Here is a 14,898-nt window from a genome sequence, read left to right as displayed (position 1 = left end):
CCCGCCGAGCGCGATCCGGACACGATGGACACCTTCATGTGTTCGAGCTTCTACCTCTACCGGTACGTGGATCCGCGCAACGACCGCGAGCCCTGGAGCCGGGAGGCCGCCCGCACGTGGCTGCCCGTCGATCTCTACATCGGCGGCGCCGAGCACGCGTGCATGCATCTGCTCTACTTCCGGTTCATCGCCAAGGTGCTTTACGACCACGGCTGGGTGCCCACGGACGAACCCGTCGTGCGCCTCTTCCATCAGGGCATGGTCGCCGACGAGAAAGGCGAGACGATGTCCAAGTCGAAGGGGAACGCGGTGTCTCCCCAGGAGATCATGGACCGCTGGGGGGTGGACGTGTGCCGCCTGGCCATGTTCTTCTTCGCTCCCTCGGACGCCGAGATCAAGTGGAAGGAGGACGGCCTGGCGGGGGCGCACCGGTTCGTGACCCGGCTGTGGGACCTTTACGAGACCTTCGCGCCGCGGGTGCGGGACGTTTCGGGCCGGTCGGACGCCTACAAGCCCCTCCGGCGCAAGGTCCACCAGGTGCTCGTCCGGATGACCGACGCGTGCGAGAACGCGCTCAACTTCAACACCGTCATCGCCCAGGTGATGGAGCTCCTCAACCTGTGGGACGAGACGAAGCCGGATCCGCGGACGGACGACGAGCGGCGGGCGGTGCGCGAGACGCTGGAGATTCTCTGCAAGATCCTGGCCCCGCTGGCCCCCTTTCTGGGGGAGGCCTTCTGGGAGATGCTCGGCGGGCGGGGGAGCGTCTTCCGCTCGGCGTGGCCCGAAGCGGATGCCGAGGCGCTGCGGGCGGAGGAGCTCGAGATCGTGGTGCAGGTCAACGGCAAGGTGCGCGGCAAGTTCGTGGTCCCGGCGGGCGCCACGGAGGAGGAGCTTCGCGCCCGGGCGCTGGAGCTTCCGGCCCTGCGCGGCCGGACGCCCCGCAAGGTGATCGTGGTGAAGGGCCGCCTCGTCAACGTCGTCGTCTGAGCGTCCCGCCTACCGCGCCGGAATCTCGAGTTCCGGCCGGGCGTCCTCCCCGGACGCCAGAAGCTCCATGGTGAAGCGCCCGAACGATCGGCGGACCAGACCCCCGAGCGCGGGGGAGGCCGGGAAGGGCACCTCCTTCGAGAACCACTGCCGCAGCGTGCTCGTCCGGCCGTCCGGGTAGGCCAGCGTGCTCGTGAACCGGGTGCAGGCGTAGGTCTTCCCTCCCGCGAGGATCCGGTCGGGCTGCTCGTCGGTGCGGGCCTGGGCGGCGGAGGGATCGCGCCGCGGCGCGGGCGTCGCGGAAGGGGCGGCGGCGTCCTTCTTCGGGTACGTCCGGACCGGAGCGCCTCCGGGTTCTCCCACCCACTGTTCGAGAAGTTTCCCGGTCCGGTCCAGGCGGGACTTGATCACGATGGGGCGCGGATTGGGCGGGGCGGGACGGCGGTTTTCGATCCAGAGCGTGTCGCCTTCGCCGGCGAAGGCCGCCCAGCGGAGCGTCTGCACCGGACCCCCCTCGACGCGGGCGACGTAGAGGACGTACTGGCCGGGGCGCACGGCCGCCGGGTCGAACGCGAGCTGGGAAGCCAGCGCCATCTCGAACTCCAGATCGTCCGCGGGCGCCGGGGATTCTTCCCGGGACGGAGCGCAGGCGGTCAGGACGAGAAGCGCGAGGGCTCGTTTCATGGCCGGGATTCTACGAACCGGAGGGGGCGAACGCAATATGGGGTCTTTCGGCCCGCGGATCAGGATGGACGGCCTTTCTTTTTCCGCCGCTCCTCCATGAGCTTGCGGATCGCGGCCTCGTGGCCGCGGTCCGTGGGCCGGTAGTAGACGCGGCCTTCCAGGCGGGGCGGCCGGTGCCCGTGGCTGACGATCGCGTCCGGGCGGTCGTGGGCGTACTCGTACCCTTTTCCGTAGCCCTCCTTCCGCATGAGCCCGGTCACGGGATTGCGCAGATGCAGGGGCACCGGCTCGTTCGGGGACCGTTCCACGTCCGCGAGCGCGGCGAAGTAGGCCTCCTTGGCGGCATTGGATTTCGGCGCGGTGGCCAGGTAGATCGTCGCCTGCGCGAGCGGATAGATCGCCTCCGGCATCCCCACGAAATGCGCCGCCTGCTGGGCGGCCACGGCGATCATGAGGCCGCGCGGATCGGCGTTTCCCACGTCCTCGCCGGCGAAGATCACCAGCCGCCGCGCGACGAAGAGCGGATCCTCGCCGGCCGAAAGCATCCGCGCCAGCCAGTAGAGCGCCGCGTCGGGGTCGCTCCCCCGCATCGACTTGATGTAGGCCGACACGGTGTCGTAATGACGGTCGCGGTCCTTGTCGTAGAGGGCGACCCGCTTCTGGGCCGCTTCCCGCACCGATTCGGGCGTGACCTTCGGCCCGCCGAGCTCGAGAAGCGTGAGCGCCGTCCGCGCGTCCCCCTGGGCCAGGTTCACGATCGCCTCGATCGCCTCGGGCGCCGCCTCGATCCCCTCCCGCCGCGCGGCCCGTTCCAGAATCGACCGCATCGGGTCGGGCCCCAGCGGCTCCAGGCGGAAAACGCGGCACCGCGAAAGAAGGGGGGCGTTCACCTCGAAGCTCGGGTTCTCGGTGGTGGCCCCGATGAGCACGATCGTTCCGTCCTCGATCGGGCCCAGAAACGCGTCCTGCTGGGCGCGGTTGAAGCGATGGATCTCGTCCACGAAGAGGATCGTGGAGCGGCCCTCCGCGGAGCGGCGCCGGCGCGCCGTCTCGACGGCCTCCTTCACGTCCTTGATCCCGCTCGTGACGGCGGAAAACTGGAGAAAGGGGAGCTTCCACTCCGCCGCCGCCAGGCGCGCGAGCGTCGTCTTTCCGCAGCCCGGCGGGCCCCAAAGGATCATCGAAGGCGGCCGGGCCGCGAATTTCCGGATCGCGCGGACGACGTCCTCCTGACCCACGAATTCGTCGAAGGAGGAGGGACGCATCCGGTCGGCCAGGGGACCCCCGGGAGGGGCCGGGACGCCGAAAAGGTCGCTCACACCCAGAGCCCTCCTCCCACGTCGAGCACCGCCCCGGTGACGTAGGACGCCTCGTCCGAGACGAGCCAGGCGATCGCCCGGGCCACCTCCTCGGGCGTCCCCATGCGGCGGGCCGGAACCTTGGGGGCGAGCTCCTCGATGTCGCGGCGCGTGTAAGCCTCGGTGCGGATGAAGCCGGGGTTGACCATGTTCACCCGGACGCCGCGGGCGGCCTCCGCCTGGGCGAGGGACTTCGTGAAGACGGTGAGCGCCGTCTTGGCCATCTGATAGGCGGCCGCGCGCGGGTTGCCGCGCACCGTCTGGGTGACCGGGCCGCCGAGGGTGACGATCGACCCTCCACGGCGCCGCAGCAGGGGGAGCGCCTCCCGGCAGACCCGCCAGGCGCTCTCGAGGTTGCTGCGGAAGATCCGGTCCCAGGCGGGCAGATCCATCTCGGACACGGGGGTGTATTCGAAGTCGCCGACCATGTGGACCAGCACATCCAGGCGTCCGAAGGCGCGCCGCGCGGCGGCGACCAGGCGGCGGGCCCCGGCCGGGGTCGAGACGTCCGCCCGGACGTGGAGGTCGCCCGGACCGGGGCGGCGCGAGCGGCCGTTGGACACCGTGCGGCAGCCGGCCCGGCGGAGCGCCTCGATCACGGCCGGACCGATGCCTCCGGTGGAGCCCGTGACGACGGCCACGCGGGGTTCCATGCGGCCGGCCATTGTAGCAGAAGGGCGCGGCGGGGGCTTCACTCCGCGCCGCGGCGCACCAGCAGCTCGCAAATCCGGTCCTGGAGCCGGTCCGCGCCGGACGTCCCCTCGGGGCCGTTGACGAGGATCGAGAAAACGAAGACGTCCCCTCCGACGGATTCCGCGTACCCCGAGAGGGTCGAGACGCCGCCGATGTGGCCCGTCTTGGCGCGCACGCGCCCCCGCAGGTCGGGGGCGGTGAGGCGGTTCCGCAGGGTTCCGCGCGGGGCCCCGTTGGTCGGCAGGGACTCGAGAAACGCCTGCGCGTGGCGGTGGGCGCGCATGTAGAGAAGAAGGCGCACGAGGTCGGTCGCGGAGGCGCGGTTTTCCCTCGTGAGGCCGGAGCCGTCCTGGAGCGAGACGCCGCTCAGGCCCACCTCGCGCTCCAGGAATTCGTGCACGACCGCCAGCCCGTTTTCGAGGGTCCCCTTGCCCCGGAGCTTCCATCCGAGGGTCCGCAGCAGCATTTCGGCGTAAAAATTCTGGCTGGGCTGGTTGCAGACGGCGACCGTCCGGGCGAGGTCGCTTTCCCAGAAGGCCAGCTCCCGGAAATCCGGGACGTCCCCGGGACCGGCGTCCGTGGGGCGGAGCTCCCCGTCGACGGCGATGCCGCACGTCTGGAGGGTTTCGCGCAGGACCGTGCCGAAATAGCGCGTGGGGTCGTGGATCGCCACGGAATATTCGGCGCGGCCGGCCACATCCCCGCGAAGCGTGATCGTGTTCGTGCCGGGGGCGCGCGTGAAGCCGAAGGGGCGCCGGGGACGGGAGGTGCTGCGGGTCTGGTTGACGACCGTCACATAGGAGGTGGCCGGGGAGAGGGTGACGCGGCAGGGCTGTCCCTCCGCGGCGGGCTCGATCCGCAGATCCACGCAATTGTCGTTGAAGGAAAGGGCCCCGAACGGGGCGCTCCACCACCACCAGAGGTCGTATTCCTTCCAGCCGGGATTGAGGTGGCGGTCCTCGAAGATGCCCGTGTGAAGGACGATGTCGCGGACGCGGCGCACGCCGGCCTCGCGGAGGCGTCCCGCCCAGAGGCGGAAGATGGCCAGAGGATCCTCGTTGTGGAAGCGGCCGCTCAGGTTGGGATCTCCGCCGCCGAAGACGTGCAGATCCTCTCCGGCCACGCCCACGGAGGTACGGAAGCGGAACTCGGGTCCCAGGAGGGCGACCGCGGCGGCGGTGGTGAAGAGCTTGGTGTTGGAGGCCAGGCGGAGGGGCTGGTCGGCGCCGCGCTCGTAGACGAGCCGCCCGGCGCGCGTCGAATGGACGGCCACGCCGAGGCGGGCGTCGCCGGCTTTGAAGCCTTCGACGAGGGCGTCGATGGCTTCGGGGAGCGAGGCGTCCTGCGCGCCGAGGCACGCCGCCAGGAAGAGGGCAAGGAGCGCTTTCATGGGTCGACCCGAATCGGGTCCCTACGGATTGTACACGATCGGGCCTCGGATCGCGGCGGGGGCGTTTGTCTATTGACGCATCCGGGAGGTCGGCCTATAAATTAGACATTGCGGGTGGGGTCTAGGCCTCCGGTCATTCCGGTCAGGGGTCAAGAGGCGGGATGCGCACCACTCAGAAGCCGCTCGGCCAGCTCCTGAAGGACATGGAGCTTGTCACGGAGGGGCAGATCCAGGAGGCGCTCGCCCTCCAGCGCAAGGAAGGCGGCGTCATCGGCGACATCCTGGTGCGCCTGGGCTATGTCAGCCGGGAGGAGATCCTCCTGGCGCTCGGGGCCCAGATGGGCGCCGAGGTCGTGGACCTCAACGAGCTGGAAGTCGCCCCCGAAATCATCCAGAAGGTCCCGGCCGCGATGGCCAAGACCTACAACGTCATCCCCATCAAGCTCGAAGGCAACGTCCTGACGGTCGCGATGGCCAACCCGCAGGACGTGAACGTGCTGGACGACCTGCGGTACGCCCTTCACTGCGAGGTGCAGGCCGCCGTGGCCAGCGAGGAGGGGATCCGAGCGGCCCTGGATCGCTACTACGGCCACCGGCAGGAAAGCCTGGGCACGGTCCTGACCCAGATGGAGTCGGACGATCTGAAGTTCGAGGAAACCCAGGGGGGGACCAAACGTCGCGGGCAGGCGTACAACGTCGAGGACATCAACGCCGCCCCCGTCGTCAACCTCCTCAACCAGATCCTCAAGATGGCCATCAAGGCCCAGGCGTCGGACATCCACTTCGAGCCCTTCGAGAACGAGTTCAAGGTCCGCTACCGCGTGGACGGCGTGCTCTACGAGATGCAGTCGCCGCCGCTTCACCTGGCCAGCCCCCTCATCTCCCGCATCAAGGTCCTCTCGAACCTCGACATCAGCGAAACCCGCCTGCCGCAGGACGGACGCATCCTTCTGAGCGTGGGCGGAAAGCCCGTGGACCTGCGCGTCTCGACGCTGCCGACCATCTTCGGCGAGTCCGTCGTCATGCGGGTCCTGGACCGGAGCGTCGTCAAGCTCGACCTCGACAACATCGGGTTGCGCGAGGAAGAGATGAAGATGCTCAAGAACCTCATCAACCTGCCCCACGGGATCATCATCGTGACGGGACCCACGGGCTCCGGCAAGACGACGACGCTCTACAGCTGTCTCAACTACGCCAACGACGTGCGCTGGAAGATCATCACGACCGAGGACCCCGTGGAATACGACCTGGACGGCATCGTCCAGTGCCAGGTCAACGAGGACATCGGGGTGACCTACGCGAACCTCCTGCGGAGCATTCTGCGCCAGGACCCGGACACGATCCTGGTGGGCGAGGTGCGCGACCTGGAGACGGCGCAGATCGCCGTCGAGGCGGCGCTGACGGGCCACCTGGTCTTTTCGACGCTTCATACGAACGACGCCCCGAGCGCGATCACGCGGCTTCTGGATCTCGGGGTGGAGCCCTTCCTCATCTGCGCGTCCATGGAAGCGATCATCGCCCAGCGGCTCGTGCGCCGCATCTGCGCCAAGTGCAAGGAGGAGATCGCCCCCACCGAAGAGATGCTCATGGAGCTCGGCCTGACGCCCCGGGACGTCCGCGGGAAGAAGTTCTGCTGGGGCAAGGGCTGCGCGAACTGCAACAACACCGGGTACCGGGGCCGCATGGCGATCTTCGAGATGATGCTCGTGACGGACCGGATCAAGGAACTCGTCATGAAGCAGGCGTCCACGGAACAGATCCGCCACGTGGCCCGGGAGCAGGGAATGCGGACGCTGCGGGAATCGGGTCTCCTGGCGATTTTCGACGGCCACACGACGATCGAGGAGGTCGTCCGGGAGACGCTCTTTACGGCGTAGGGGGCGGATCGCGAAGGGGGTTCGGTTCGCGGGCCGTTTCGGCCCCCGATTTTGTTGCGCGTCCGAAATGGGGTTTGTTAGAATTTTTCCCCGGTGGCGGGTCTCCGGGGCTGGGGGTCGCGGCCCTGAGATGGGGCGACTGCGCATAAGGTAGGAGGCCGTATGCCCACGTTCACGGTCGAGGCGATCGACGGGAAGGGGAAGCGCATCCGGGCGGACGTGGACGCGTCCAGCGCCAACGAAGCGATCGCCAAAGTCAAGCAGAAGGGCTACAAGCCCATGAACGTGAAGGAGAAGGCGGCCGCTCCGCCCGCGGCGCCGCCGGGGCCCGCTCCGGGTACGCCCCCCGGCGGGACCCCCCAGGCCGCCGCCCGCCCCTCCGCGCCGCCCGTGGCGGCCCCCGCGGTCGGAAAGCCCGCCCGGCGCGGCCTCTTCATCGCCGGCCGGGTCCGGCATAAGGAACTGACCCAGTTCACCCAGCAGCTGTCCGTCCTCATGGATGCCGGGCTTCCCATCGTGCGGAGCCTCAAGATCCTCGGCAACCAGCAGAAGCCGGGCCTCCTCAAAAACATCATCCTCGAAGTCGCCGAGGACGTCGAAACCGGCTCGCCGCTGTCGGAAGCCCTCGCCAAGCACCCCAAGACCTTCGACAAGCTCTACGTCAACATGGTCAAGGCGGGCGAGGCGGGCGGCGTTCTCGACGTCATCCTCCAGCGGCTGGCCGCCTTCATGGAGCGCATCGAGGCCCTCAAGCGCAAAATCATCGGGGCCTCGATCTATCCCGCCGTCGTCATCACGATCGCCATCGGCGTCGTTCTGGCGATCATGAAGTTCATCGTCCCGAAGTTCCAGGAGGTGTTCCAGCAGGTCAAGGTCCAGATGCCGGCGATGACCCAGATCCTCATGGACATCTCCAAGGCCATCGAGACCTATTGGTGGCTGATTCTGGCCTTCCCCGTCGTGGTCTTTTTCGCCTTCAAGGCCTGGGGTCGGACCAAGGCGGGCCGATACGCCATCGACCGGTTCAAGATCAACGCGCCCGTCATCGGCGTGATCATCAAGAAGTCTGTCATCTCCCGGTTCTGCCGGACGCTGGGGACGCTGCTGCAGTCGGGCGTTCCGATCCTGGAGGCGCTCTCGATCGTGCAGAACGCCACGGGCAACGAGGTCATCGCCGCGGCCATCGGCAAGGTGAGGGAATCGATCCGCGAAGGCGAGTCGATCGCCGAGCCCCTGGCCGCCAGCGGCGTCTTCGACGATCTGGTCATCAACATGATCGACGTCGGCGAGGAGACGGGCGAACTGGACAAGATGCTCCTCAAGGTCGCCGACAACTACGACGCCGAGGTGGACGCCGCGGTGGGCGCCATGATGAGCATCCTCGAGCCCATCCTCATCGTCGGTCTCGGCGCCACGGTCGGCTTCATCGTCGTGGCCCTGTTCCTCCCCTTGATCTCCCTGCTGGAGGGGATGAGCACGCGGAAGGGATAGGAGGCGGTCGGGGCCGCGGAAGCGCTCCGGAAAGGGGGGCGCGGCGGGTGGAATCGGGCGCGCACGGCGCGGGCGTACCGGACGGAGGACTCTGGAGGCACCCCGGGGAACAGGGGTGCCTTCTTTTTTAGGGGCGTATGTCGCTGAGGACGAAGATCCTGGCCTCGATCTTCGCGTTCATGACGCTCGTCTTCGGGCTCCTGGCGCTCCATGTCTGGCTCCACGCGGCCGCCCACGCCCGGCAGGAAGCCCGCCGCCATTCCCTGGTCGTGGCCAGCCTCGTGCACGCGTGGACGGCCGATCTCCGCGCGGCGACCGAGAGCGACCTGGCGATCCTGGCCCGCCGCCTGGACGCCTGGAACCTCGTGTCCGACTGGGTCCTCGTGGCGCCCGACGGGGAAAACGGCCTGCGCGTTCTTCAGTCGGGACGTCCGGAAACCCGCGAGGTTCCGGCGGAGGAAGCCCCGCGCTTCCGGGACGCGTTTCGGGAACTTTCGGCGGATCGCGGCGGAGCGCGCCTGTGGGTGCCGCTCTCCCTGGGGCCCGGCGCACCGGCGGCCCTGCGGCTCGATCTGCGGGACTGGGCTGCCCCGTCGGAAGACTGGGGCGAGGCCCTGCGGGGGATCCTGGCGGCCGTGGCCCTGGGCACGGCGCTTTTGCTTCTGAACACGTACGTGCTTCTGGACCGGCTCGTCCTGCGCCCCCTGAGGCGGCTGGCCGAGGCCTCCGGACGCGTGGCCCAAGGGGATTTCTCGAGGAAAATCCCCGAGGAAGGCATGTACGACGAGATGGGCCGGGTGGTGCGCGCGTTCAATCTGATGATCGAAAAGATCGACGAGTCCCACGGCCAGCTCCGCGAGCGCGCGGCCGCCACCGAACGGAGGCTCTTCGCCGCCCAGCGTCTGTCCACCGCGGGGACCCTCGCCGCGGGCATCGCCCACGAGATCAACAACCCCCTCGGCGGCATGGTCAACGCCGTCCGCGCGCTTCAGGAAGGGACGCTCGACGCCGCCAAGAGGAACGAATACCTCGACCTCGTGCGCGACGGGTTGGAACGGATCCGCGCGATCGTCCAGAAGATCCTGCAGCTCCGACCCCGTCCTTTCGAACCGCGGCCCGTGGCGCTTCGGGACGTCGTCGGCCAGGCGATCGCGTTCCTCGATCACCGCGCCCGGGCCAAGGGGGTCGACGTCCGCAACGACGTGGCCGCCGACCTGCCCCTCGTGAAGGGCGATCCCCTGGAGCTCCAGCAGGCGTTCCTCAACATCCTCATGAACGCCGTGGACGCGTGCGTTCTGGGGGAAGGGCGGGTGGAAGTTTCGTCGGCCGCCGACGGGGGGGCGGTCCGCGTCGTCATTTCCGACAACGGATGCGGCATGACCGAGGAAGAACGGGCGCGGTGCATGGACCCGTTCTTCACGACCAAGGACGTGGGCGAGGGGACGGGACTGGGGCTGGCCGTGGCGCGTCACATCGTAGACCACCACGGGGGAAGAATTGAAATCGAAAGCGCCCCGGGCCGGGGCACCGCCGTGACGGTGGTCCTGCCGGCCCTGCGGGAGCGTCGTCCGGCGGCGGAAACCGCTGGGGTCTGAAGGTCGGGCGGCCGATATTGATAGGATAGGGAGGGCACGGATGATCAAGACGAACCTGGAGAAGTTGATCGAAACCGCCGTCTGCGGGGAAATTTGCCACCCCTACGTCTGGAACTACCCGGACGAGAAGGTGGGCTTCGACGGGGCGCCGTTCGTTCCCGTGGGCTTCTCCGGGATCAACTACAGCGTCAAAGTGGGGGACCCCGCCTTCGGCTGGGCCTTCGGGGAGCACGTGGAACCCGGCGCGGCCGTCCGGAACCCCGACACCCGCGCGAACACCGGTCTGAACATGTTCTCCTGCGTGGGCAACGAGGCGGTCGTGGTGGAGGCCCGCATGGAGGGCAAGGACACCAAGCTCAAGGGCGCCGTCGGAGTCGTCACGGGCAAGCACGGAGGCGCCGAACGGGTGCTCGTCTACTTTCCCAAGCGGGTTCTCGACCGGCTCTGCGTGGGCGACCGGATCCAGATCCGCGCCGTCGGGGTCGGACTCGCCCTGCCGGACTATCCCGACATCCGCGTGATGAATTGCAGCCCGCGGCTCTTCCGCGCGCTCAATCCCTCGGAGAAGGGCGGGAAGGTCCGCGTTCCCGTGGCCAAGGTCATTCCCGGGAAGCTCATGGGCAGCGGCCTCGGCGCCTCCACGAGCTTCACCGGCGACTACGACATCCAGTCCACCTCCGCCGAGGCGGTCAAAGAGTACTCCCTCGACCAGCTTCGCCTGGGGGATCTGGTGGCCATCTCCGACCACGACTGCTCCCACGGGCCGCGCTGGCAGACGGGGGCCATCACGATCGGGATCGTCGTCCACGGGGCCAGCCGGATCAGCGGCCACGGTCCGGGAGTCAACGTCCTCATGACCAGTTCCAAGGGGCTCCTCGAGCCCATCATCACGCGCAAGGCCAACCTCGCCGAGCTCCTGGCGCTCCAGTAAGCGCCGTCCGGACGCGGAGGCGGCCCGATCGCGGTTGACGCCGCCGCCTCCCTTGTCCTAGAGTCAAGGAAGGAGGCGAGCCGTTTTGGTCACGGAGCTCGACGAGCTCAAGCGCCGCTACGAGGCCGGCGAGTTCGACGCTCTGCGGGAGGACCTCGAGCAGTTCCTGCGGAGGCATCGGGCGGCCATCGCCGCCGCGCGCCGCGAACAGGAGCGCCGCGGCGTTCCCCTCTCCGAAGAGGAGGCGGTCCGGCTCTACATCCTCCGTCACCGATCGATCAATCCGGAACGCGACATGCGCGACCAGCTCGAGGAAATCCGCCGGGAAGCGGGGCGCCGAGCCGCCGGCGCCCCCGCCGCCGACGCCGAAGAGGTCACTCTGGAGTGGGCGCGCTACCGGTCGGCCGCGTGGCGGTCGTATCGGTTGACGGCGATTCTCTATGTCTTCGACCGGGAGAAGGACCGGTATCTGGGGCTTCTCCGGTAGGCCGGGAAGCGCGAGGGAGGATCGATGAAGATGATCGATCGCGGCGGCTGGTTCGCGGCGGAGAACGCCGCCATCCTCGGCCGCGTGGAGATCGCCGCCGGGGTCTCGATCTGGTACGGCGCCGCGGTGCGGGGGGATCTGGCCCCCGTCACGATCGGCGAGTACACCAACATCCAGGACGGGTGCGTCCTTCACTGCGACCCGGGGAAGGATCTCGTGATCGGGCGGTTCGTGACCGTGGGGCACCTGGCCATGGTGCACGCCCGCTTCGTCGGCGACCGGTGTCTCATCGGGATCCACGCCACGCTCCTGAGCGGCGCCCGGATCGGAGAGGGCTCCATCATCGCCGCCGGCGCGCTCGTCCGGGAGGATCAGGAGATTCCCCCGCGCTCCGTCGTCGTGGGCGTTCCCGGAAAGATCATTGGTCAGGTCACCGACGAGCAGTTCCGCGAAGCCGAGGCGCGCGCCCGGCGCTATCATGCCCTGGCCCGGCGGCACGCGGAGGGGAAGGCGGATCCGCGGTTCCTGGCCGAAACGCCGCCGGAGGCTTGACCGATGGGCGCCCCGGCGCGCGCGCTCCTGGCCGCCGCGATCCTCCTGGGCTTCCAGGACGCCCCCGTGGCCGTCCCGGCCGCGCGCGAAACCGCTCCCGTCCGGCACGACGGCGACGCCGCCGACGATCCGGCGGTCTGGGTCCACCCCTCCGATCCCGCCCTCAGTCTCGTTCTCGGGGACGACAAGCAGGGCGGACTGTCGGTCTACGACCTGGACGGGCGCGAGCTTCAATACGTCGATCCCGGCCGGTGCCTCAACAACGTGGACGTCCGATACGGTTTCCCCCTGGCCGGAACGTTCGCCGACGGCGTGCGCCACGAGCGGGTGGACCTGGTGGGCGTGGGCGACGAGACGGACGCCGCCTTCGCCTTCTACAAGGTGAACCCCCGCGCGCGGCGCCTGGAGCCGGCGGGGCGGATTCCGCGCCTGGGACTCGTGCCCTACGGCTCGTGCCTCTACCGGAGCCCGGTCTCGGGCCGTTTCTACGCCTTCGTGAACGCGGCGGACGGGACGACCCAGCAATGGGAGCTTCGCGACGACGGCCGGGGCGGCGTGGCCGGAACGCTCGTGCGCTCGTTCGACGTCGGCGGCACCGTCGAGGGATGCGTGGCCGACGACGTCCTGGCGAAGTTCTACATCGGCGAAGAGGCGGTGGGCATCTGGAAGTACGGGGCGGAGCCCGGGGACGGGACGGATCGCGTTCTGGTGGATCGGACCGGAAGCGGCGGCCGGCTCGTGGCCGACGTCGAAGGCCTGGCGCTTTACTGCGCGGGACGGGAGGAAGGGTATCTGATCGCCTCCAGCCAGGGCAACGACACGTTCGTCGTCTACGAGCGCTCCGGAAAGAATGCGTACGTCGGGCGGTTCCGCATCGTCTCCGGGGCGGTCGATGGAGTTTCGGACACGGACGGGATCGAAGTCGTGGCCTCGGCGCTGGGCCCGGCCTTCCCGCGGGGACTTTTCGTGGCCCAGGACGGCTCCAACACCGACCCTCCGGCGCGCCAGAACTACAAGCTCGTGTCCTGGGAGGAGATCGCGCGCCGCTTCGAGCCGCCTTTGCGGGTGAATCCTTCCTGGGACCCGCGCGCCCTGAAATAGCCCTTGAATTCCCGCCCGCCGGCCACAATACTGCCCACCCCCCGGGCGGCGCCGTCGGGGGCTGCGCCGGAACCCGCGACATGCGGGAGGTCCCGCCCGCATTCACCCCTGATGGCGCTCGCCGGGACGGCGGCCGGGGTGATGTCACGGGATGAAGTCGTCAAGGCGGCGTTCCGCTACCGGGACGCCCTCCTGAGCTACGCGTTCGCCCTTCTGCGGGATTGGGCCCAGGCGGAAGACGTCGTCCAGGACGCGTTCATCGTGGTCATGAACAAGTGGACCGACTTTCGGCCCGGGACGAGCGTTTACTTCTGGGTCCGGCAGATCGTGCACCACAAGTGCCAGGAAGCCATGCGCGCCCGGATGAGGCTGGGATCCACGCTCGACGAGGAGCTTCTGGCCAAGGTGGGCGCCGCGCTGCGCGATCACCTGGACGAGGAGGCGGCCGACCGACAGGCTCGGCTCCGCCAGGCGCTCGAGGCGTGCATGGCCTCGCTCGAGCCGCGCGCCCTGGGGCTTCTGGCGGGCTTCTACGGCCGGTGCGAGTCGTGCGAAACCCTCGCCCGGCATCAGCGCCGCAGCGTCAACGCGGTGCGGCTGGCTCTGTCGCGGCTGCGCCGCCGGCTTCAGGGGTGCATCCGGCGGCGACTTTCCTCCTTCGAGGCTCAGGGATGAATTCCGAAGAAGAACTCTTCGAAAAATACCTGCGCCGCGAGCTGACGGAGCCGGAGGCGCAGCGGCTCGGGGACGTCCTCGACCGCCCCGGCGGGACGCGCCGCTTCGTCGCGTTCGTCCAGGAATGGACGCTCGTGGGGGAAGTGTCGCGGCGGCTGGACCCGGGTCCGCCCGTGCGACGGCCGAAGCGGACGGTCCCCTGCACGCTCGGAAGGTAGCCGGAATCCGGCGCTCCGGGTACACTTCCTGCGGCCTCGAGGGATGCACTATCTCGTTCTCGTTCCGATCGGCGTGGCCGTGGGGCTGGTGGGGGCCCTGATCGGCGTCGGCGGGGGGTTTTTCGTCGTTCCGTTTCTGCTCGTCTTCTGGCGGGGGTTCGTGCCGGAATCGGCGACGGCCGCGTCGTTGGGGCTGGTTCTTCTGGGGGCGCTTTCGGCGACGGCGGCGAACGTCCGGCGGCGGCGGATCGATTACCGGACGGGGCTCCTGCTGGCGGCCGGGACGCTGCCGGGAGCATGGCTGGGGCGCGAGGCGATCGGCCGGATTTCGTCGCGCGCGTTCTCATGGTCGTTCGGAGCGCTTCTTCTGGGCGTGGCGGCGTATCTCGTGGCGGCGCGGCTGCGGCCGGGGCGGGGATTTCTGCGGGGACGGCCGCGGGAGTTCCGGGACGCGGAGGGAGGGGAGCATCGCTACGCCGTGAACGTCCCGGTGGGTTTGGCGGTGAGTCTGGGGGTGGGACTGATCTCGTCGCTGTTCGGGATCGGGGGCGGGCTGATTCTGGTTCCGTTTCTGGTGCTGGGCTACGGGATGCCGACGATTCTGGCGACGGCGGCGGCGCAGTTCGCGTTCGTGTTCACGGCCGGGGTCGGCGTGGGCGCGGCGGTGGCGTCGGGGCAGATGACGGAGGAGGGCTGGAGGGTGGTGGCGGCGATGGGGCCGGGGATGGTGGCGGGGGCGCAGCTCGGGGTGGCGGCGGCGCGGCGGGTGAGGGAGCGGGTGGTGCGGGGGATGATCGCGGCGGTTCTGGCGGCGATGGGGGCGCTGATGTTCTTCGGCGGGTGAATCGCCTTGACG

General features: G+C 69.2%; 15 protein-coding genes. 11 read left to right on the top strand and 4 right to left on the bottom strand.

All coding sequences use genetic code 11. The features are described from left to right. On the top strand, window positions 1–990 hold a 990-nt coding region (locus VNO22_03015), incomplete at its 5' end, for a class I tRNA ligase family protein (protein HXG60323.1). A gap of 9 nt (window positions 991–999) precedes the next feature. Here VNO22_03015 and VNO22_03010 read toward each other — a convergent pair. Genes VNO22_03010 through dacB form a run of 4 tightly spaced genes read right to left on the bottom strand, consistent with a single transcriptional unit; the run spans window position 1,000 to window position 5,115 of the window. Continuing rightward, the gene (locus VNO22_03010; GenBank protein ID HXG60322.1) at window positions 1,000–1,674 is read right to left on the bottom strand and encodes a hypothetical protein; all 675 of its coding nucleotides are present in this window, start codon (window positions 1,672–1,674) and stop codon (window positions 1,000–1,002) included. Window positions 1,675–1,733: 59 nt separating this feature from the next. Next, a complete protein-coding gene (locus VNO22_03005) occupies window positions 1,734–2,993 on the bottom strand; it encodes a replication-associated recombination protein A (GenBank protein ID HXG60321.1) in 1,260 nt (419 codons plus the stop codon). Then, a complete protein-coding gene (locus VNO22_03000) occupies window positions 2,990–3,685 on the bottom strand; it encodes an SDR family NAD(P)-dependent oxidoreductase (GenBank protein HXG60320.1) in 696 nt (231 codons plus the stop codon). Before VNO22_03000 ends, VNO22_03005 begins: the two co-directional genes overlap by 4 nt. Before the next feature lie 38 nt (window positions 3,686–3,723). Next, window positions 3,724–5,115 carry a D-alanyl-D-alanine carboxypeptidase/D-alanyl-D-alanine-endopeptidase gene (gene dacB, locus VNO22_02995; GenBank protein ID HXG60319.1) on the bottom strand — a complete coding sequence of 464 codons (1,392 nt, stop codon included), beginning with the start codon at window positions 5,113–5,115 and terminating at the stop codon, window positions 3,724–3,726. Window positions 5,116–5,276: 161 nt separating this feature from the next. Here dacB and VNO22_02990 point away from each other — a divergent pair, with 161 nt between their 5' ends. The 10 genes from VNO22_02990 (at window position 5,277) to VNO22_02945 (ending at window position 14,886) form a co-directional block, all read left to right on the top strand. After that, complete coding sequence (locus VNO22_02990) at window positions 5,277–6,992, top strand: ATPase, T2SS/T4P/T4SS family (GenBank protein HXG60318.1); 1,716 nt, start codon at window positions 5,277–5,279, stop codon at window positions 6,990–6,992. A 162-nt stretch (window positions 6,993–7,154) separates the two neighbouring features. After that, window positions 7,155–8,483, top strand: a complete 1,329-nt coding sequence (locus tag VNO22_02985; GenBank protein HXG60317.1) for a type II secretion system F family protein — start codon at window positions 7,155–7,157, stop codon at window positions 8,481–8,483. A gap of 137 nt (window positions 8,484–8,620) precedes the next feature. Beyond that, window positions 8,621–10,078 carry an ATP-binding protein gene (locus tag VNO22_02980; protein ID HXG60316.1) on the top strand — a complete coding sequence of 486 codons (1,458 nt, stop codon included), beginning with the start codon at window positions 8,621–8,623 and terminating at the stop codon, window positions 10,076–10,078. A gap of 40 nt (window positions 10,079–10,118) precedes the next feature. Further along, window positions 10,119–11,009 carry a DUF4438 domain-containing protein gene (locus VNO22_02975; GenBank protein HXG60315.1) on the top strand — a complete coding sequence of 297 codons (891 nt, stop codon included), beginning with the start codon at window positions 10,119–10,121 and terminating at the stop codon, window positions 11,007–11,009. Window positions 11,010–11,094: 85 nt separating this feature from the next. Beyond that, window positions 11,095–11,496, top strand: a complete 402-nt coding sequence (locus tag VNO22_02970) for a hypothetical protein (GenBank protein ID HXG60314.1) — start codon at window positions 11,095–11,097, stop codon at window positions 11,494–11,496. A gap of 24 nt (window positions 11,497–11,520) precedes the next feature. Next, on the top strand, window positions 11,521–12,048 hold the full coding sequence (locus VNO22_02965) for a gamma carbonic anhydrase family protein (protein ID HXG60313.1): 528 nt from the start codon (window positions 11,521–11,523) through the stop codon (window positions 12,046–12,048). 3 nt (window positions 12,049–12,051) lie between these two features. Then, window positions 12,052–13,149, top strand: coding sequence for a phytase (locus tag VNO22_02960; GenBank protein ID HXG60312.1), 1,098 nt, complete (start codon window positions 12,052–12,054; stop codon window positions 13,147–13,149). Between the two features lie 111 nt (window positions 13,150–13,260). Further along, entirely contained in the window at window positions 13,261–13,824 is a 564-nt protein-coding gene (locus VNO22_02955; protein HXG60311.1) for a sigma-70 family RNA polymerase sigma factor, read from the top strand. Further along, window positions 13,821–14,042, top strand: a complete 222-nt coding sequence (locus VNO22_02950) for a hypothetical protein (GenBank protein ID HXG60310.1) — start codon at window positions 13,821–13,823, stop codon at window positions 14,040–14,042. The genes VNO22_02955 and VNO22_02950 overlap by 4 nt, the downstream gene beginning before the upstream one ends. Window positions 14,043–14,085: 43 nt before the next feature. Further along, window positions 14,086–14,886 (top strand): sulfite exporter TauE/SafE family protein, encoded by an 801-nt coding sequence (locus VNO22_02945; GenBank protein HXG60309.1) that lies wholly within the window; start codon window positions 14,086–14,088, stop codon window positions 14,884–14,886. Window positions 14,887–14,898 lie beyond the last annotated feature (12 nt).

It is taken from the genome of Planctomycetota bacterium, assembly GCA_035574235.1.
GTDB lineage: Bacteria > Planctomycetota > MHYJ01 > MHYJ01 > JACPRB01 > DATLZA01.
The sequence above is the reverse complement of the archived record's forward strand: the minus strand, read 5'-3'. Positions and strand labels throughout refer to the sequence as shown.